Source organism: Rhizobium sp. PvP014 (assembly GCF_017876855.1).
In the GTDB taxonomy this organism is placed as follows: Bacteria; Pseudomonadota; Alphaproteobacteria; order Rhizobiales; family Rhizobiaceae; genus Neorhizobium; species Neorhizobium soli.
In genome coordinates, this window is record NZ_JAGIOT010000002.1 from 886448 (window position 1) to 905587 (window position 19140).

General features: G+C 59.9%; 19 protein-coding genes and 1 pseudogene. 15 read left to right on the forward strand and 5 right to left on the reverse strand.

Annotated elements, in window-relative coordinates:
• The first annotated feature begins 117 nt into the window (after positions 1-117).
• Positions 118-831, forward strand: a complete 714-nt coding sequence (locus tag J3A65_RS08970) for a PAS domain-containing protein (protein ID WP_162237989.1) — start codon at positions 118-120, stop codon at positions 829-831.
• A 3-nt stretch (positions 832-834) separates the two neighbouring features.
• Here the strand turns inward: J3A65_RS08970 and J3A65_RS08975 are convergent, their stop codons facing one another.
• A complete protein-coding gene (locus J3A65_RS08975) occupies positions 835-1236 on the reverse strand; it encodes a hypothetical protein (protein WP_062580617.1) in 402 nt (133 codons plus the stop codon).
• 163 nt (positions 1237-1399) lie between these two features.
• Between J3A65_RS08975 and gndA the strand changes: the two genes are divergently transcribed.
• Complete coding sequence (gndA, locus tag J3A65_RS08980) at positions 1400-2833, forward strand: NADP-dependent phosphogluconate dehydrogenase (protein WP_209900773.1); 1434 nt, start codon at positions 1400-1402, stop codon at positions 2831-2833.
• 54 nt (positions 2834-2887) lie between these two features.
• On the opposite strand, the gene J3A65_RS08985 is transcribed toward gndA, so the two are convergent.
• A complete protein-coding gene (locus J3A65_RS08985; protein ID WP_209900775.1) occupies positions 2888-3931 on the reverse strand; it encodes a LacI family transcriptional regulator in 1044 nt (347 codons plus the stop codon).
• A gap of 353 nt (positions 3932-4284) precedes the next feature.
• Between J3A65_RS08985 and J3A65_RS08990 the strand changes: the two genes are divergently transcribed.
• From J3A65_RS08990 to J3A65_RS09030, 9 genes and pseudogenes are all read left to right on the forward strand, one after another.
• On the forward strand, positions 4285-5514 hold the full coding sequence (locus J3A65_RS08990; RefSeq protein ID WP_062457138.1) for an ABC transporter substrate-binding protein: 1230 nt from the start codon (positions 4285-4287) through the stop codon (positions 5512-5514).
• A gap of 97 nt (positions 5515-5611) precedes the next feature.
• Positions 5612-6514 (forward strand): sugar ABC transporter permease, encoded by a 903-nt coding sequence (locus J3A65_RS08995; RefSeq protein ID WP_062457134.1) that lies wholly within the window; start codon positions 5612-5614, stop codon positions 6512-6514.
• A 46-nt stretch (positions 6515-6560) separates the two neighbouring features.
• Complete coding sequence (locus J3A65_RS09000) at positions 6561-7469, forward strand: carbohydrate ABC transporter permease (RefSeq protein WP_244476162.1); 909 nt, start codon at positions 6561-6563, stop codon at positions 7467-7469.
• Positions 7470-7473: 4 nt separating this feature from the next.
• Complete coding sequence (locus J3A65_RS09005; RefSeq protein WP_209900777.1) at positions 7474-8646, forward strand: ABC transporter ATP-binding protein; 1173 nt, start codon at positions 7474-7476, stop codon at positions 8644-8646.
• 103 nt (positions 8647-8749) lie between these two features.
• Positions 8750-9511: a sugar phosphate isomerase/epimerase gene (locus tag J3A65_RS09010; protein ID WP_209900779.1), complete on the forward strand. Its 762-nt coding sequence runs from the start codon at positions 8750-8752 to the stop codon at positions 9509-9511.
• A 26-nt stretch (positions 9512-9537) separates the two neighbouring features.
• Positions 9538-10674: a Gfo/Idh/MocA family oxidoreductase gene (locus J3A65_RS09015; RefSeq protein WP_209900781.1), complete on the forward strand. Its 1137-nt coding sequence runs from the start codon at positions 9538-9540 to the stop codon at positions 10672-10674.
• Positions 10675-10741: 67 nt separating this feature from the next.
• The gene (mgrA, locus tag J3A65_RS09020) at positions 10742-11788 is read left to right on the forward strand and encodes an L-glyceraldehyde 3-phosphate reductase (RefSeq protein WP_209900783.1); all 1047 of its coding nucleotides are present in this window, start codon (positions 10742-10744) and stop codon (positions 11786-11788) included.
• An 84-nt stretch (positions 11789-11872) separates the two neighbouring features.
• A pseudogene (locus J3A65_RS09025) lies at positions 11873-13479 on the forward strand (glycoside hydrolase family 43 protein).
• A 142-nt stretch (positions 13480-13621) separates the two neighbouring features.
• A complete protein-coding gene (locus J3A65_RS09030; RefSeq protein WP_209900785.1) occupies positions 13622-13963 on the forward strand; it encodes an RcnB family protein in 342 nt (113 codons plus the stop codon).
• Positions 13964-14056: 93 nt separating this feature from the next.
• Here J3A65_RS09030 and J3A65_RS09035 read toward each other — a convergent pair whose 3' ends face one another.
• Positions 14057-14998, reverse strand: a complete 942-nt coding sequence (locus J3A65_RS09035) for a zinc ABC transporter substrate-binding protein (RefSeq protein ID WP_245341639.1) — start codon at positions 14996-14998, stop codon at positions 14057-14059.
• Positions 14999-15149: 151 nt separating this feature from the next.
• Here J3A65_RS09035 and J3A65_RS09040 point away from each other — a divergent pair, with 151 nt between their 5' ends.
• The 3 genes from J3A65_RS09040 to J3A65_RS09050 are packed head-to-tail and all read left to right on the forward strand — an operon-like array spanning position 15150 to position 17321.
• Positions 15150-16082 carry a metal ABC transporter ATP-binding protein gene (locus J3A65_RS09040; protein WP_209900789.1) on the forward strand — a complete coding sequence of 311 codons (933 nt, stop codon included), beginning with the start codon at positions 15150-15152 and terminating at the stop codon, positions 16080-16082.
• On the forward strand, positions 16075-16902 hold the full coding sequence (gene znuB, locus J3A65_RS09045; protein WP_209900791.1) for a zinc ABC transporter permease subunit ZnuB: 828 nt from the start codon (positions 16075-16077) through the stop codon (positions 16900-16902). Before J3A65_RS09040 ends, znuB begins: the two co-directional genes overlap by 8 nt.
• Positions 16899-17321 (forward strand): Fur family transcriptional regulator, encoded by a 423-nt coding sequence (locus tag J3A65_RS09050; protein ID WP_062457108.1) that lies wholly within the window; start codon positions 16899-16901, stop codon positions 17319-17321. Before znuB ends, J3A65_RS09050 begins: the two co-directional genes overlap by 4 nt.
• 9 nt (positions 17322-17330) lie before the next feature.
• On the opposite strand, the gene J3A65_RS09055 is transcribed toward J3A65_RS09050, so the two are convergent.
• The gene (locus J3A65_RS09055; protein ID WP_209900794.1) at positions 17331-17858 is read right to left on the reverse strand and encodes a gamma carbonic anhydrase family protein; all 528 of its coding nucleotides are present in this window, start codon (positions 17856-17858) and stop codon (positions 17331-17333) included.
• Positions 17859-17880: 22 nt separating this feature from the next.
• On the reverse strand, positions 17881-18567 hold the full coding sequence (locus J3A65_RS09060; RefSeq protein ID WP_209900796.1) for a fumarylacetoacetate hydrolase family protein: 687 nt from the start codon (positions 18565-18567) through the stop codon (positions 17881-17883).
• 219 nt (positions 18568-18786) lie between these two features.
• Between J3A65_RS09060 and J3A65_RS09065 the strand changes: the two genes are divergently transcribed.
• Entirely contained in the window at positions 18787-19050 is a 264-nt protein-coding gene (locus tag J3A65_RS09065; RefSeq protein ID WP_062457099.1) for a hypothetical protein, read from the forward strand.
• The last annotated feature ends 90 nt before the right edge of the window (positions 19051-19140 follow it).

Below are 19140 nucleotides of genomic sequence, written 5' to 3' on the forward strand. Positions count from 1 at the left end.
CATTTTTAGGGGCCGTTTTTGAGACTACATTTAACGTGTGATGTATTATACGAGATTGGACGCAGTCGTCTCAGAGGGCCACGGCTGACGTGAGGCTCGTGTGGAGAGGGCATTGTCTTGCAAGCATTGATCGATCTTTTCTGGTCGAAATATGGAGAGCTACAGCAGGCGATCGACCGCGAAGACGAGGCTTTGACAGCCAGTCTCGACCGCGAACTTGATCCTTTGCTCCTGGCGATCTTTGGCAGCGCCGAATCCGATGCCGGCAGCATTCAAGCCCAGTTTCGTTTTGCGCTCGACCTCCTGAACGAGGAAGCGGACGATCGCAGCTGCGTTAGGCGCAACGCTCACCTCCTGCAGACCCTGGTCGAGCGGTATCTTGCACCGCAGACGACCTGTGCGGAAGCGCCGGGAGCTCCCGGTGAGGGGCAGGACCAATCGTCGCCGATCGACCAAGCCGTCTCCAGCGGCATTCTCGACGATTCCCTCCTGAACCAGCTTTCGGACCGCATTCTTGTCGTCGCTCCCGGTTATCGCATTCTCTATTCCAACGAGACGAACGCGCAGCGGCTGAACATTCCCCGTGAGGAACTCGTCGGCCGGCATATCGGGGAATTTGTCGGTCTCCATCGATTTCGAAACGAGTTCAAGCCGAACCTGGACCGCTGCTTCGAAGGCGAAAGCACGTCGGTCACCTATGCAGATCAAGTCGGAGGCGAGACGCTTGTGCTTCGCTGCCGCATGTCGCCGTTCCAGCGGTCTTCAACGATGATCGGTGTTCTCCTGGTCATTCAAGAGACCGCCGATCGGCGGAAGAGGCCTGCGGCCTGACGCTCAGCGTTCCATGATTGCCCTCAACGACTGCAGATCCTTGAGGACATGCGCGGCATCCGCTTCGTGCGCCGCATCGTCGGTACCGGGTTGGCGCAAAAGAGTGAACAGAACTTCAGCTCCATCACCGTTCGGTATGATACGCAGCGCGTTGTCCATCGACATCCCGTTTTCCAACGTGACCCTGTGATCGATCACGCCGAAGTCGTTGTCGGGAGCGAAGCGAACACGGATTGTTCCAACCGGACCGCCATCGCCGATCCAGTCTTCACCTTCGGCGCGCAGGTCTGCGGCAAGGCCGGAAGCCCAGCTTGCCATGTTTTCCGGACGCCTTGCAAATGCGTAGACATCCCTCCAGTTCCGCTCGATCGAGAGGTGGATCACGCGTGCGGGCATGACCGTCATGAATGCCTCCTTGGGTTCTAGGCCGAGTGGCATGTCACTCGGAAATGCTCTTGATCGCACGAGCCGGCGCATCCGCGAATAAACGGGCTCGCTTTCGTCTTAGCCTTGCCGTTTGGAAACGAGGATGCCAAAACAGCGTCAAATTAAAACTGGAGGCATATCCGTGGAACAGGCAGAAATCGGTCTTATCGGTCTTGGCGTTATGGGTGCAAACCTCGCGCTCAACATCGCGGAAAAAGGCAACAAGATCGCCGTCTTCAACCGGACAGCGGAAGTTACCAAGAAATTCTACGCCGAGGCGGGCGCGTTGCAAGGCCAGATCGTTCCTTGCGAGACCTTGGAAGAATTCATCGCTGCAATCCGGCCCCCACGCCCGATCATCATCATGATCAAGGCCGGCGATCCGGTCGATCAGCAGATGGAGCTACTGAAGCCCTATCTTTCGCAGGGCGACATCATGATCGATGCCGGCAACGCCAACTTCCGCGATACGATGCGCCGTTTCGAAAACCTCGAAGGTTCCGGCCTGACCTTTATCGGCATGGGCGTATCCGGTGGGGAAGAAGGCGCACGCCATGGACCGTCGATCATGGTCGGCGGTGCTGAGGAAAGCTGGAAGCGCGTCGAGAAGGTGCTGACCTCGATCTCCGCAAAATTCCATGATGAACCCTGCGTCGCCTGGCTCGGCGAAAACGGCGCCGGCCATTTCGTGAAAACGATCCATAACGGCATCGAATATGCTGACATGCAGATGATTGCCGAAATCTACGGCATCCTGCGCGATGGTCTCGGCATGGGCGCCACAGAAATCGGCGACGTCTTCGGCAAGTGGAATACCGGCAGCCTGAATTCGTACCTGATCGAGATTTCGGAAAAGGTCCTGAAGGCAAAGGACCCGATCTCCGGCAAGCCGATGGTCGACGTGATCGTTGATTCCGCCGGCCAGAAGGGCACCGGCAAGTGGTCGGTCATCGAAGCCCAGAACATGGGTGTCGCGGCAACCGCGATCGAGGCCGCCGTCGCCGGGCGTGTTCTGTCGTCTCAGCGCACCGAGCGCCTCGCCGCAGAAAAGCAGTTTGGCCTGCCGAAAGCGATCGATGCGCCGGCAGACAGCGCGGCGTTCCTCGCCGATCTCGAAAACGCGCTGCTTGCGGCCAAGATCGGCGCCTATGCGCAGGGCTTTGCCGTCATGGCTGCCGCCTCCAAGGAGTATGGCTGGAACCTGCCGATGCCGACGATCGCCAAGATCTGGCGCGATGGCTGCATCATCCGTTCGGCCTTCCTCGATGAGATCACCTCGGCCTTCTCGAAGGACCCGGATGTTGCAAACCTGATCGTGACACCGGCATTTGCCCAGATGGTCGCAGACACCGATGGCGCACTGCGCCGCGTTGTCTCCTATGCCGTCATGTCCGGCCTGCCGGTTCCGGCACTCTCCTCCGCGCTGTCCTACTTCGATGCCTACCGCCGTGGTCGCGGGACAGCGAACCTCATCCAGGCGCAGCGCGACTTCTTTGGTGCCCACGGTTTCGATCGTCTCGATGGCGTCGACAAGCACCATGGCCCGTGGGGCAGCGGGCTCGCCGACTTCGCCTAAGGCTATCTTGCAAACACGGAAAGCCAGGCCAAGCGCCGGGCTTTTTGCATTCGATCAGTCCTGTGGTGACTTGATCGACCATTCCGGTTGGCTGACGCTTTGCAAAAGCTCTGGGGCCGCCCCATCGATTCGGGCCAGCAAGGCCTTTGCAAGTTCCCGTCCCGCCCAACGGATGTCCTCGTTTACGGCAAGGATTTCCGGCCTGATCCAGTTGAGAAATTCGGCCGACTGCTTTGAGACGATATCGACATTCCGGCCGAGTTTTCGACCGGAAGCTTCAAGGCCTGAGGCGATCGCGATCGTTGCAGAGCCGCTCATCGAAATGATTCCATCAGGCGGTTGCGGAAGCCGCGACAGTTTCTCCGAATAGGCTCTGATATCCTCCAGCGACGTCTCCGTCGTGATCCGTCCCATCGGCACCTCGCTCACGCCGAAATCGGCAAGCGCCCGTTCAAAGCCGATGCGGCTATGGGTATAGTAGGCAAGCCTGCTCTGTGGGGCGAGCAGACAGATATGCCGCCTGCCTCGCTTGGCGAGCCGCTCGACCGCCTGATAGGCAAACGCCGTGTTGTCGAAGTCGTGGTAGGGGTGCTCGATCCCCATACTGGTTCGGCCGTGGGTGACGAAAGGCAGGTTGCGCTCCGTCATCAACCGCACACGCGGATCGTCCGGCTCGATCCTCGAGATGATCACGCCATCTGCCGATCCCGTATCAAGGATATAGCGCACCGGCACCATGGGGTCTTTCTCGAAAGAGTGGGGCGTCAACACGAGGTGGTATTGCGTGCCCCCGAGAACCTCGGAAATGCCCTGAACCATCTGGCTGGAAAAGCCCATCAGTTCCTGTTCGATACTGAGCACGAGCGCGATCACATTGGTCTTGCCTGTGCGCAACCGGACGCCCGCCCGGTTCGGGTGATAGCCGAGCTGGCCGGCCACAAGTCGAACGCGTTCCTTCGTGTCGGCCCCGATGTCGGGTGCATCCTTGAGGGCCCGCGACACCGTCGTGATACCCAGCCCCGTCATGTAGGCAATTGTCTTAAGGGTCGGGCGTTGATTGCCGATCGTCCCGAAGGATCTACGTTTGTCTTCATCCATGGCTGCAGCTTTCTCGGAGATTACCGGCGACTGCGACCTTCTCCACAAGCACCGTTCATACGGTAAAAATCTGCAACGATACAGTGCTATTTTCGCTGAAAACCAACGACTTGCCGTCGATATACCCGTTACAACGCAGACGCACAATTATTTTGCGTCTGCGAAGAAGGATCAATTTGATAATTCTATAAAGCATTGTTATGTAACGAGATAAGTGCATCAACACGAAGTACGCGGGCTGCTGTCGGACATTGCTGCGAACCTGCTCCAAATCTTTCACGCGATTTTCGGTTGCCCTCCATCGATGTTTGTCCTAGCCTTTTACTGCAACGTTTCAGTGAGGGAGGAGACTCATGCGCATCCGTGCTTTTGCAGCCGTTATGGCTGCCACCGTGGCATTGCCGTGCTTTGTTCAGGCAGCCGATCTTGAGGTCACCCATTGGTGGACGTCGGGGGGAGAGGCTGCAGCTGTCAAGGAACTGGCAGGCGCTTTCAATGCTACCGGCAACAAATGGGTTGATGGAGCCATCGCAGGTTCGGGAGGAACCGCGCGGCCGATCATGATCAGCCGGATCACCGGTGGTGACCCGATGGGCGCCACGCAGTTCAACCACGGCCGACAGGCGGAAGAACTGGTCCAGTCAGGTCTCATGCGGGACCTGAGCGATGTGGCTGAGAAGGGTAAGTGGAAAGAGGTTATCAAGCCTGCCAACCTGCTCGACAGCTGCACGTTCGAAGGCAAGATCTATTGTGCCCCGATCAACATCCACTCGTGGCAATGGCTGTGGCTCTCGAACGCAGCCTTCAAGACGGCAGGCGTTGCCGTTCCGAAGGACTGGAACGAGTTCGTCGCTGCAGCGCCCGCGCTCAAGAAGGCCGGTATCCAGCCTTTGGCACTGGGTGGTCAGCCGTGGCAGGCCAATGGCCTGTTCGATACCTTGCTGATCTCGCTGGGCGGCAAAGACCTCTACGAGAAGGTCTACAAGGACAAGGACGCAAAGGTTGCTGCAGGGCCTGAAATGGCCAAGATCTTTGCAGCAGCCGACAAGGCACGCGAACTCGCCAAGGGTTCGAACGTACAGGACTGGAACCAGGCAACCAACATGGTGCTGACCGGCAAGGCCGGTGGCCAGGTCATGGGTGACTGGGCACAGGGCGAGTTCTCGTTGGCAGGAAAGACTGCCGGCACCGACTACACCTGCCTGCCAGGGCTCGGCATCAACGACGTGCTCACCACCAACGGCGATGCGATCTATTTCCCATTACTGAAGGACGAGGCAAAATCGGAGGCGCAGAACGTTCTCGCCGAAACGATCGTCGATCCCAAGTTACAGGTCGCGTTCAACCTGAAAAAGGGATCGGTTCCGATCCGTGGCGATATCGACATGGCAGCCGCCAACGACTGCATGAAGAAGGGTATCGCGATCATCGCCAAGGGTAACACCGCCACCAGCACCGACCAGCTTGTCTCTGCCGATACGCAGAAACAGAAGGAAGATCTGATGTCGGAGTTCTTCAGCAGCTCCATCTCCGTGAAGGATGCTCAGGCGCGCTTCGTCGATATCATCAGCTCTGCGGACTGACACCGCTTTCAATCGCTGACCTTGACCGGCCCCGCATCAGCGCGGGGCCGGCCCGGAAACCTGCGGCCTTCACGCTGCAGCCGATCGAGGACAACACATGGCGAAAACCCATCAATCTGCCAGACCAAATCAGCTTTTTCGCAACCTGAACTCGAAAATTGCCTCCATCCCGATGATCTTCGTCGCGCTGGTAATTTTCCTCGGCGGTTCCGTCTGGACCGTCATCTACTCCTTTACCAATTCGAGACTGCTGCCGCGCGCAACATTCGTCGGGTTTGATCAGTACGAGCGCTTGTGGGGCTCGGCACGTTGGCTGATCTCCATCCAGAATCTCGCGATCTACGGCATCCTGTCGCTGATCTTCAGCCTCGTTGTCGGCTTTGTGCTCGCCGCGCTGATGGACCAGAAGATCCGCTTCGAAAACGTTTTCCGGACGATCTTTCTCTATCCGTTCGCGCTGTCCTTCATCGTCACCGGCCTCGTCTGGCAATGGATCTTGAACCCCGAATTCGGCATCCAGCACATCGTCCGGTCGCTCGGTTGGGAGACCTTCGAATTCAATCCGGTCTATGACCCCGACATCGTCATCTACGGCATCCTGATTGCCGGGCTGTGGCAGGGCACGGGGCTCGTCATGTGCCTCATGCTCGCAGGTCTTCGCGGCATCGACGAGGATATCTGGAAAGCGTCGCGCGTCGACGGCATTCCGATGTGGCGGACCTACCTCTTCATCGTCATCCCTATGATGCGTCCGGTCTTCATCACCACGCTGGTCATCATCGCGAGCGGCATCGTCAAGCTCTACGATCTCGTCGTGGCGCAGACCTCAGGCGGACCCGGCAACGCGTCCGAAGTGCCCGCGAAATACGTCTACGACTACATGTTTCAGGCGCAGAACCTTGGCCAGGGCTTTGCCGCATCGACCATGATGCTGCTGACCGTCGCCATCATCATTGTCCCATGGGCTTATCTCGAATTCGGAGGGCGCAAGCGTGGCTAACGTTTCCACTTTCGACACCACATCGACCGTCGTCACAGATGCCGCAGTGCTGGCGACAACACCGTCACGCGCACTGGAGGGCCCGAGTGGTCGCAAACCAAAGCGCAGGCTCTCACGCCGCAACATCATCCTCTACGGCACGCTCGGCCTTGCGGCGCTTTACTACCTTCTGCCGCTTTACGTGATGGTCGTGACATCGCTGAAGGGCATGCCGGAGATACGGATGGGCAACGTCTTCTCGCCGCCCATGGAGATCACGTTCGAGCCCTGGGTAAAGGCATGGGCAGAAGCCTGCACCGGCCTCAATTGCGACGGCTTGTCACGCGGCTTCTGGAACTCCGTCCGCATCCTTTTGCCATCTGTGGTGGTCTCGATCTTCATCGCCTCGGTCAGCGGCTACTCGCTCGCCAACTGGCGCTTCAAAGGGTCGGAGCTGTTCTTCTCCATCCTGATCATCGGAGCCTTCATCCCGTATCAGGTCATGATCTATCCGATCGTCATCATCCTGCGTGAGATCGGGATCTACGGAACCCTGACCGGGCTCATCATCGTCCATACCATCTTCGGCATGCCGATCCTGACGCTGCTGTTCCGCAACTATTTCACCTCGCTGCCCGAGGAACTGTTCAAGGCGGCGCGCATCGACGGTGCCGGGTTCTGGCAGATCTACGGGCGCATCATGTTGCCCATGGCACTCCCGATTTTCGTGGTGGCGATGATCCTGCAGGTTACCGGCATCTGGAACGACTTCCTGTTCGGCGTCGTCTTCACGAGGCCCGACAGCTACCCGATGACGGTGCAGCTCAACAACATCGTCAACTCCGTGCAGGGGGTGAAGGAATACAACGTCAATATGGCGGCGACGCTTCTGACGGGTGCTGTCCCTCTCATCGTCTATTTCGTATCCGGCCGCCTTTTCGTCCGCGGCATCGCCGCTGGCGCAGTGAAGGGATGACCCCATGACCACTCTTTCCGTCCAGACACCACACACCAACGCATTTCCCCCAGGGGCAACCTCGTTGCCCGAAGCCTCTGCCGTATCGGGCGAGCACAGCGTCTCGATCCGCGACCTGTCGCTGTCCTTCGGGGCGGTCACGGTTCTGGAAGACCTGAACCTCGACATTCACGATGGTGAATTCCTGGTTCTGCTCGGGTCCTCCGGCTGCGGGAAATCGACGCTCCTCAACTGCATCGCCGGCCTGCTGGAGCAGACCGATGGCCAGATCTTCATCAAGGGCCGCAATGTCACCTGGGAGGAACCCAAGGATCGCGGCATCGGCATGGTGTTTCAGTCCTATGCGCTTTATCCGCAGATGACGGTGGAAAAGAACCTGTCCTTCGGCCTGCGGGTCGCCGGACTGCCGAAGGAAGACATCGCCAAACGCGTCGCGCGTGCCTCGGCGATCCTGCAGATCGAACCGCTTCTGCAGCGAAAGCCTGCAGCTCTTTCTGGCGGACAGCGGCAGCGTGTGGCGATCGGCCGTGCCCTGGTGCGCGATGTCGACGTCTTCCTGTTCGACGAACCGCTTTCCAACCTGGATGCCAAGCTGAGGTCCGAGCTGCGCGTCGAGATTAAGCGGCTGCATCAGCAGCTCAAGAACACGATGATCTACGTGACCCACGACCAGATCGAGGCACTGACGCTGGCCGACCGCATCGCCATCATGAAGAGCGGTGTCATCCAGCAGCTTGCCGACCCGGTCACAATCTACAACCGACCGAAGAACAAGTTTGTCGCGGGCTTCATCGGTTCACCCTCGATGAATTTCCTGGATGGCGAGCTGGCGGAAGAGGGCGGCCGTCCCGTGTTCAAGACGAACGGCGTCAGCTTCCTGCTCGACGGTTACAGCGCGTCTGAACCGTTAACGCCCGGGCGCAAGGTCGTCCTCGGCGTCCGTCCGGAGCATATCAAGGCCGATGCCGATATCGCCGGAGAGGAAATCCATGAGGCGATCGTCGACATCGAGGAGCCGATGGGTGCAGACAATCTCATCTGGCTGAAACTCGCCGCTCACACTCTGTCCGTTCGCGTCGGCGGGGCCCGTCGTTACGCTGTCGGATCGAAGGTCCGGCTGGGCTTCGACATGACCATGGCGTCGCTCTTCGATGCGGCGACCGAGGAGCGGATCTGATCCGCAGCTTTTCAACAGTTCACCTCTCCCCAAGAGGGTGACCAGCCGTGGGAGCGATATTCTCGCTTTCCGCGGACCAAAGTTTCATTTCAAGGAGAATGACATGACGACGCTCGGTTTCCAGCTTTACAGCGCCCGCAATTTCCCGCCGCTATCCGATGTTCTGAAACTCGTGGCCAGTCACGGCTACCGTGAGGTCGAGGGCTATGGCGGTCTCTACGGAACGCTCGACGAGGCCGGTCTTCAGAAGTTTCGTGCAGAGCTCGATGCCAACGAACTCACGATGCCCACAGGCCATTTCGGTCTCGACCTCCTCGAACAGGAGCCTGACCAGGCACTGCTGATCGCAAAGACGCTCGGTGTCAGCGCCATCTATTGCCCCCATCTTGCAGCCGATCAGCGACCCACGGACGCGGAAGGCTGGTTCGCCTTCGGTCAGCGCCTGCAGGAAGCCGGAAAGCGCTATCAGGATGCCGGCTATACATTCGGCTGGCACAACCACGATTTCGAGTTCAAGCAGCTGCCGGATGGCTCCACGCCACAGGAACAGATCTTTGCCGGCGGTCCTGACCTGAGCTGGGAAGCGGATATTGCCTGGGTCGTCCGTGGCGGCGCCGATCCCTTCACCTGGATCGAAAGCTACGGCAAGAAGATCTCGGCGGTTCACGTCAAGGACATCGCACCAGCGGGCGAGAATACCGATGAAGACGGATGGGCCGATGTCGGCCATGGCACCGTGCCGTGGAAGGATCTGATGACGGCGCTGCAAAAGACACCCGCCAAGCACTTCGTGCTGGAGCACGACAACCCGAAGGATATCGAGCGGCTCGCGTCCCGTTCGATGGCCGCCTTCAAGACCTACTGAATTCAGATATTGGATCGGAGTTTCCCATGACCAAGGAACTTGGCGTCGGCATCATCGGATGCGGCAACATTTCCATGACCTATTTCGCGCTGTCTCCGCTGTTCAAGGGGATCAAGGTTCTGGCCTGCGCCGACCTCAATCCCGAGGCGGCGCGGCAGCGGGCAACAGAATACGGCGTCAAGGCGCAGACCATTCCGGAGCTGCTCGCCAATGACGAGCTGGACGTGATCGTCAACCTGACGATCCCGGCCGCGCATTTCGAGGTCTCGAAAGCCATTCTCGATGCCGGCAAGCACGTCTATTCCGAAAAACCGCTGACCATCACGCTGGAAGAGGGAAAGCAGCTGCAGGCCCTCGGACGGGAAAAGGGCCTGGCGATCGGTTGCGCGCCGGACACGTTTTTAGGCGGCGCGCACCAGCTCGCCCGCAAATACATCGATGATGGCGGCGTTGGTCGCATCACGTCGGGCACATGCCATGTCATGAGCCCGGGCATGGAAATGTGGCACCCGAACCCAGGCTTCTTCTTCCTCAATGGCGGCGGGCCGATCCTCGACCTCGGACCGTACTATATCGCCAACCTCGTCAACTTCCTTGGCCCCGTCAAACGGGTCGCGGCATTGACGTCGATGGCCAATCCGACGCGCACGATCACCAGCGAACCTCTGAAGGGCCAGAGCATCCCGGTCGAGACCCCGACCAACATCCACGCGCTGCTCGAGTTCGCGGCAGGCGCCACGATCACCCTCTCGGCCAGCTGGGATGTCTGGTCGCATCGCCATGCCAATATGGAACTCTACGGCACGGAAGGCTCGATCTACGTGCCCGACCCGAACTTCTTCGGTGGCGTGGTGGAAGCAAGCGGCCGCGACAAGGATATCCAGCCGCTCGAAGAATGGGACCACCCCTTCAGCAAAAACAACCAGGAGCATCCAACGAACGGTCCGCGTGCAAACTATCGCACCGCAGGTCTGGCCGACATGGCAATGGCACTGATCGAAGGGCGCGACATTCGCTGCTCGATCGACCGGGCGCTGCATGGCGTCGACGTCATGACCTCGATCCTGAAATCCGGAAAAGAGGGCAATTTCGTTGCGACCACAACGACCTGCACTCAACCGGCCGCGCTCGGCATCGATGAAGCGCTGGCGCTTCTTGTCTGATACTCTATGACGTGCACGGCGCCGAAGAAGAGGTCGGCGCCGTTTTTCATTCGGAGGATTTTCAGAGATGGCTTGGCACCCGGCGGACAACCGCTACGACACCATGAAATACAATCGCTGCGGCCGGTCCGGCCTCAAACTTCCGGCAATCTCGCTGGGCCTGTGGCACAATTTCGGTGACGACACGCCGCACCAGCGCAAGGTTGATATCTGCAGAAAAGCCTTCGATCTCGGCATCACCCATTTCGATCTCGCCAACAATTACGGCCCGAAGGCTGGCAGCGCCGAAACGGCCTTCGGCCAGATCCTGCGCGATGAGTTTCATGGACTGCGGGATGAACTGATCATCTCGTCGAAAGCCGGCTACAACATGTGGCCCGGCCCCTATGGCGAATGGGGCAGCCGCAAGTACCTGATCGCGTCCTGCGACCAGAGCCTGAAGCGCATGGGTCTCGCCTATGTCGATATCTTCTATTCGCACCGCTTCGATCCGGATACGCCGCTGGAAGAGACCTGCGGCGCGCTGGATCACATCGTTCGCTCGGGCAGGGCGCTCTACGTCGGCCTCTCGTCCTACAATTCGCAGCGCACGCGGGAAGCTACGGCGATCCTGAAGGCTCTGGGCACGCCTGTTCTCATCCACCAGCCGAGCTATTCAATGATCAATCGCTGGGTCGAGGAAGACGGTCTGCTCGACACGCTGGATGATCTCGGCGTCGGCTCGATCGTGTTTTCGCCGCTGGCTCAGGGCATGCTCACATCGAAATATCTGGGCGGCATTCCAGAAGACAGCCGTGCCGCCCAGGGCAAGTCGCTGCGCCCGGCCTTCCTCAACGACAAGAATGTCGAGAACCTCAAAGGTCTGAACGCGATCGCCGAACGGCGAGGTCAGACGCTGGCGCAGATGGCGCTTGCGTGGGTTCTGCGCGGCGGCCGCGTGACCACGGCGCTGATCGGCGCCAGCCGTCCGGAACAGGTCGAGGATTGCGTCAAGGCGCTCGAGAACCCGGAATTCACGGCAGCTGAACTGTCCGAGATCGACGGTTACGCCAAGGAGGCCGATATCAACCTCTGGGCAGCGTCGGCCGAACGCGAGGGTCCCGCCCGCAAGTGAACCTCCCCACAGCGGGAGACACGGGTGCAGACTGAGGAGAGAGCAGTCTGCGCCCTGAGACTTTACGACCACCGGAGGAAATCTATGATCCGCAATCCGATCGGGGTTTCAATCCCGATCCATCGATCTGCCGTGTCGGCGAGGACTATTATATCGCGACCTCCACATTCGAGTGGTATCCGGGCGTTCAGATCCACCACTCCCGCGACCTTGTGAACTGGACGCTCGTGCGGCGGCCTCTGGAGCGGAAAAGCCAGCTCGACATGCGCGGCAATCCCGATAGCTGCGGCATCTGGGCACCGTGCCTCTCCCATGCGGATGGATTGTTTTGGTTGGTCTATACCGACGTGAAACGGTTCGACGGCAGCTTCAAGGACGCTCACAATTACATTGTCACATCGCCGACGATTGAAGGTGAATGGTCGGACCCGATCTATGTCAATTCCTCCGGCTTCGATCCGTCGCTGTTTCACGACGACGACCGGCGAAAGTGGTTCCTGAACATGCAGTGGAACCACCGGACCGAGAGCTTTGGCGGCGCGCCGAAATCGCCCGCGTTCGATGGCATCCTCATGCAGGAATGGGACGCCGAGACGAAGACGTTGAAGGGTCCCATCAGCAACATCTTTCCGGGCAGCGCTCTCGGCCTTGTCGAAGGCCCGCATCTCTTCAAGCGCAATGGCTGGTACTATCTGACGACGGCAGAAGGCGGCACAGGCTATAATCACGCTGTAACGATGGCCCGGTCGAAGACGATCGGCGGCCCTTACGAGCTACATCCCGATAACCATCTGATCACGTCCAAGGATGCACCGGAGGCGGAGCTGCAGCGGTCCGGCCATGGGCAGTATGTGGAGACGCCGGAAGGCGAGGTCTATCACACCCACCTCTGCAGCCGACCGATCGAACCGCATCGCCGCTCACCGCTCGGGCGCGAGACGGCGCTGCAGAAATGCGTCTGGAAGGACGACTGGCTCTATCTCGAACATGGCGGTGTGGTTCCCGCCGTCGACGTCCCCGTAACGAACAGCGCCGAGGCGGCACAGGACGTTGGCCGTGTCGCGCACGGGTTTGACACGGAAGTACTGCCGAGCGAGTTCCAGTGGCTGCGCACACCGGAACCGGAGCGGATCTTCAGCCTGACGGAACGTCCCGGCCATCTGCGCCTGATCGGCCGCGAGAGCATCGGTTCCTGGTTCGAGCAGGCGCTGGTCGCCCGCAGGCAGGAGCACCATCGCTTCCGCGCCGAGACGGTCGTCGATTTCTCACCCGACACCTACCAGCAGGTGGCAGGCCTTACCCATTACTACAATCGCCACAAGCTGCATGCCGTCGCCGTCACGCTGCACGAGAAGCTCGGCCGCGTCGTCACGGTGCTGTCATGCCCCGGCGACTTCCCGCATGCAAAGCTCGTCTGGCCCGCCGGAAGCGGCGTGCCGGTGCCGGCCGGACCGGTGCATCTGGCGATCGAGGTCGATGACAATGATCTCCAGTTCTTCTGGCGCGCTGGCGGTGCCAACGACTGGGAGCCGGTCGGACCGAAGCTGGACGCCTCTGTGATCTCCGACGAAGGTGGACGCGGCGAGCATGGATCCTTTACCGGCGCCTTTGTGGGCATGTTCGCTTTCGATACTTCTGGTCGTGGACAACACGCTGATTTCGACGACTTCACGTACGAGCCCGTCGCGTGAGAAGCGCGAGAGACGCTTAACTTCCGGTGTTAGGATCAGACGCCAAGACACTAGGATCATTACGTAAGTTTAATCTTGTATTCATTTCGCGTTCATCGGTTGGGCTCTAATTCTCTCGTGTGTTCAATACGAGGAAACAACCATGAAGAAGTTCATCATTGCCATGCTGGCCGCAACGGTTCTGGTCGCCCCGATCGCCTCCACGGCGCAGGCGCAGGACTGGCGCAAGGGGCAGGAGCATCACCGCCCGGCCGGCAAGCATGTCGTCATCGAGAAGAAGAAAGTCGTCGTCACCAAGAAGCGGTTTGTGCGCGGTCACCGCATGACGCCGGCCGAGCGCCGCCATATGGCGGAAGTCCGCGACTATCGCCGCTACCGCCTGTCGGCCCCGCCGCGCGGTCAGCGTTGGGTGAAGGTGGATAACGACTTCCTGCTCGTCGGCATCACCAGTGGCGTGATCGCAAGCATCATTTCCGGCCGATAAATTGAGTTGGGGGACGTCGAGTGTTCGACGTCCCCCACCTGTTTCTCTCAACACGCGGCACTGCAGGTCGCAGCACCGCGAATGTCTTGAAGATCAGGAAGCCTGCGAGAGGCAGGTCTTCAACGACGTTGCGAGGCCGCGCATCAACTCGAAGTAGAGATCAGGCCCCTCGGTCAGTGCGCCGGCTTCCGGATCAAGAACGCCGGAACGCGCCTTGCTTCCTTCCGTCACGACTTTTACCAGCTTCGGCTCGAACTGAGGCTCCGCAAACACGCAGGTGGCGCCAAGCTCCTCCACCTTCTGGTGGATTTCCTTCACGCGCTCTGCGCCGGGAATGGATTCGGGGCTCACCGTGATCGAGCCCGCAACCTTCACGCCGTAGCGGTTCTCGAAATACTGATAGGCATCGTGGAAGACGATAAACGGCTTGTCCTTGACCGGCTCGAGCGTGGTCTTCAGTTCCGTATCGAGTGCATCGAGCCTCTTCATCAGGTCTGCGCCATTCGCCTGATATGTCGTCGCGTTTTCCGGGTCGGCCTGCACAAGCGCCTTTTCAATATCCTCCACCATCGCCTTGGCATTCATCGGGTCGAGCCACAGATGCACATCGTTGCCGTCATGGTCGTGATCGCCGTCATCTTCCGCGGCGGCGGCCTGATCCTCGCTGCCGTGGCTATGTCCGTGATCATGGCCTTCCTCTTCGGCTTCCGGCTCGAACACACCGCCCTCGCGGAACTTCAGTTTGGTCAGGCCCGGCGCGTCTTCCAGGCTTACCACGGCAGCCTTGGCGCCGAGCGCCTCAAGCGGCTTTTCCAGAAACGCTTCCATGCCATGGCCGACCCAGAAGATCAGGTCGGCTTTCTGCAGGGCCGACGCGTTGGATGGGCGCATGTTGTAGGTATGCGGGGAGGCCGCGCCCTCGACGATCAGCTTCGGCTCGCCCACGCCTTTCATGACCGAGGCGACCAGCGAATGGATCGGCTTGATCGAGACCACGACGCTGGGTGCATCGGCAAATGCGTTCGATGCGGTCATCAGGGCCGAGCATGAGAGGAGGAGGGTTGCGGCAAATTTCATCGGATAGCTCCTTGTGAAATGACGTAATGTTATTACATCAATTGCGTTATGCTATAACGTGTGCCATGAGGGTCTGCAAGAGGCCTGACAACAGGATTTTTAGACGACCATGCTGATGAGAAACCGGGCCGACCTGCCGCTTGGAGATCATGCAAAGGCCGCAGCGAAACTCGTATCGCTGTCGAATGCCGGCATTTTCCGGGATAATCGCTGGCTGGTGCGCGGCGTCGATCTGTCGATTGCCCGCGGCGAAGTGGTGACGCTGATCGGACCCAATGGCGCCGGCAAGTCGACGACCGCCAAGATGGCGATTGGTGTCCTGAAGGCAGACGAGGGTGCCGTTACCCGTAGCCGCGACCTGCGCATCGGCTATGTGCCGCAAAAGCTTTCGATCGACTGGACGATGCCGCTTTCGGTTCGTCGCCTGATGCGGCTGACGAGCTCGATTTCCGATCAGGATACGATCGCAGCGCTCGAAGCGACCGGCATCGCGCATCTGGCAGACGCCGAAGTCCGGCACCTGTCGGGCGGCGAATTCCAGCGCGCTTTGCTGGCCCGCGCTCTGGCCCGCAAGCCGGACCTGCTGGTGCTGGACGAGCCCGTGCAGGGCGTCGATTTCGCCGGTGAGGCAGCGCTCTACGATCTGATCCGCAAGATCCGCACCACGACCGGTTGCGGCATCCTGATGATTTCGCATGATCTGCACATGGTGATGGCGGGAACCGACACGGTGATCTGCCTCAACGGTCATATCTGCTGCCGTGGCACGCCGGAAGTGGTCAGCCAGAGTTCGGACTATGCCAAGCTGTTTGGCGCAAACGGCCGTGCGCTCGCCGTCTATAGCCACAATCACGACCATACCCACCTGCCGGACGGCCGGGTCCAGCACCGCGACGGCTCGATCACGGAGCATTGCCACCCCGAGGACGGCCATCATCACGAGCATGGTGACCACAAGCACCATCACGATGGTGCTCACGACCATCACCACGATGGCGACCGCGCCCACCACCATCACGGCGAGGGCAAGCCCCATGCTTGACGACTTCTTCACTCGCGCATTGATCGCCGGCGTCGGCGTGGCGCTGACAGCCGGACCGCTCGGCTGTTTCGTCGTGTGGCGGCGCATGGCCTATTTCGGCGATACGATGGCCCATTCTGCGCTGCTCGGCGTTGCCTTGTCGCTGTTTTTCGAGGTCAATCTCCTACTGTCGGTATTCGGCGTCGCCGTCCTCGTCTCCGGCCTGCTGCTCCTCCTTCAGCGTCGCCAGTCGCTCTCAGCGGATGCTCTGCTGGGGATCCTCTCGCATTCGGCTCTGGCGATCGGCCTTGTCCTCGTTGCCTTCATGACCTGGGTCCGGATCGATCTGATCGCCTTCCTGTTCGGCGATATCCTGGCGGTCACGCCATCCGATATTGCACTGATCTGGGGTGGCGGGATCGTCGTCGTCGCAGCGCTCGCATTCCTCTGGCGCCCGCTGATCGCATCGACAGTGAGCGAAGACGTGGCGGAAGCCGAGGGCATGCGGCCGGCGCAGGCAAAACTGTTCTTTATGCTTCTGATGGCATTGGTCATCGCGATTGCCATGAAGATCGTCGGCATCATGCTGATCACCTCGCTGCTGATCATTCCAGCCGCGACGGCCAGACGATTTTCGGCAAGCCCCGAATGGATGGCGGTCTTCGCCTCGCTGATCGGCGCTGCAGCTGTTGTCGGCGGTCTTTTCGGCTCTTTGACCTATGATACGCCGTCCGGCCCTTCCATCGTGGTGGCCGCACTCCTACTTTTCATCATGAGTTTGCTTCCCGCCTTCGGCCGCAAAACGAATGAGCGGGTAACCAATAAAGGAGTGCGCGGATGAACGCCCCGATCGTCAATCCGGCCCTGACCAAGAACCAGTCGCTGGTGTTTGAGGCACTGGACCGTGCCGATGGGCCGCTCAGCGCCTACACGATCCTTGACAAACTGCGCGACCACGGCTTCCGTGCACCGCTTCAGGTTTACCGCGCGCTCGACAAGCTGACCGAGTTCGGCATGGTCCACCGGTTGGAAAGCCTCAACGCCTTCGTCGCCTGTGCGCACCGGGAAAGCGCGTGCTGCGGAAAAGGTCATGGCCACGGTACGGTTGCCTTCGCGATCTGCGAAAGCTGCAGCCAGGTGCTGGAATTTCACGATCACGAGGTCGATCACCACCTCAGCGACTGGGCATCCAGCAAGGGCTTCAAGCCGTCAAAGACGACGATCGAGATCCGCGGCATCTGCCAGAAATGCGCGGCATAGTCCGTTTGATCACAGCGCCCTGAGGTCCCGGGAAAACCGCTTCCAGTTCTCCACATAGCGCGCCGCAGATTGCCGCAGCCGTTCGACAGCGTCATCATCCAGCGTACGGATCGCCTTGGCAGGCGAGCCGACGATCAGTGAATTGTCGGGGAATTCCTTCCCCTCGGTCACAAGCGCATTCGCGCCCACCAGGCAGTTGCGGCCGATCCTTGCGCCGTTCAGGATGGTCGCACCCATGCCAACAAGCGAATTGTCGCCGATCACGCAGCCATGCACGATCGCATGGTGGCCGATCGTACAGTCCGAGCCGATCACGACGGGGTAGGCGGGATCGGTATGCACCATCACGCCCTCCTGAATGTTCGACCGCGCACCGACAGTAATCGGCTCGTTGTCGCCGCGCAGCGTCACGCCGAACCAGATGCCGACATCCTCGCCCAGTTCCACCTTGCCGATTACGTTCGCATCCGGCGCGATCCAGAAGCGGTCGGGTGCGGGCAGTTTTGGCTGGAATTCGCCAAGCGCGTAGATCGGCATCTGTTGACCTCCGGTTCGTGCTTCAAACCACCGTGAGAGAGAGTTTGCCGACACCCTCGGCGCTGCAGGTGATCGTGTCGCCCTTGACGATCGGACCGACGCCGGCCGGCGTTCCGGTCATGATCACGTCACCGGGCGCAAGCACGAAGAGCTTCGACAGTTCGGCGATGATTTCCGGCAGCTTCCAGATCATCTGGTTGAGGTTGCCGGACTGCTTGCGTTCGCCGTTGACCTCAAGCCAGATCGCACCTTCCTGCGGGTGCCCGATCTTGGCGGCCGGGACGAGTGCGGAGACGGGCGCCGAATGTTCGAACGCCTTTGCCGCTTCCCACGGCCGGCTCATCTTCTTTGCCTTGTCCTGCACATCGCGCCGCGTGAAGTCGATGCCGATCCCGTAGCCATAGACCTTGGACAGGGCCTCTTCGACCGGAATGTCGGCGCCGCCACCGGAAAGCGCCATCACCAGCTCGACTTCGAAATGCACATCGGAAGAGACTGGCGGGTAGGGAAAGGTGTCGCCATGATAGAGATTGTCGGAATTTTTCTGGAAGAAGAAGGGCGGCTCACGGGAGGGATCATGGCCCATTTCGATGGCGTGGTCGGCATAGTTGCGGCCGACGCAATAGACCCGGCGCACCGGGAACTGTTCGGTCTCGCCCTCGACATCAAGAAGCACGGGCTTGGGGGCAGGGATCACGGTAGCGCGCATCGAAAAAAATCCTCCGGTCATCAATATGCGTCCTTTGTCCACCAATTCGGCCGACAATCCTAGCCCGATTTCTGCGCAGCCGTACAGCTGGCGCGAATTTTCGCTTTGCTATAAGGGAAAGCGCATTCGGCAAATATGCCGGCCATGCAACCGAACTAGGGCCGGCGTGTTGAGCTGGCGTCTCTCTAAAGACAGCACGAAAACGAAGGTTCTTCACCGATGACGAAACAGCCCAAACTCGAACATTCAGAATTCGCCGGTGAGTTCGAAGACGATGGCGTCACCGTGCTCGTCGATATCTATCGCCCGGCCGATACCAATGGCGACTGGACGCTCGAGGTCATCAGCCAGACGGAAGTCGTGACCAGCTGGGAAGAGACGTTCGCGACCGACAAGGACGCCTGGGAAGAATTCCTCGCCACCGCCGAACGCGATGGCATCAAAAGCTTCCTCGAAGAGGACGACGGACAGTCGGTTCACTGAACGGGCTGTCATGCTGGCAACCTGCCGGTTGAGGTCATTGACCGCAGTGGGAGCAGGGAACGTCGTTTCAGAGCGGATGAATGACGAGAG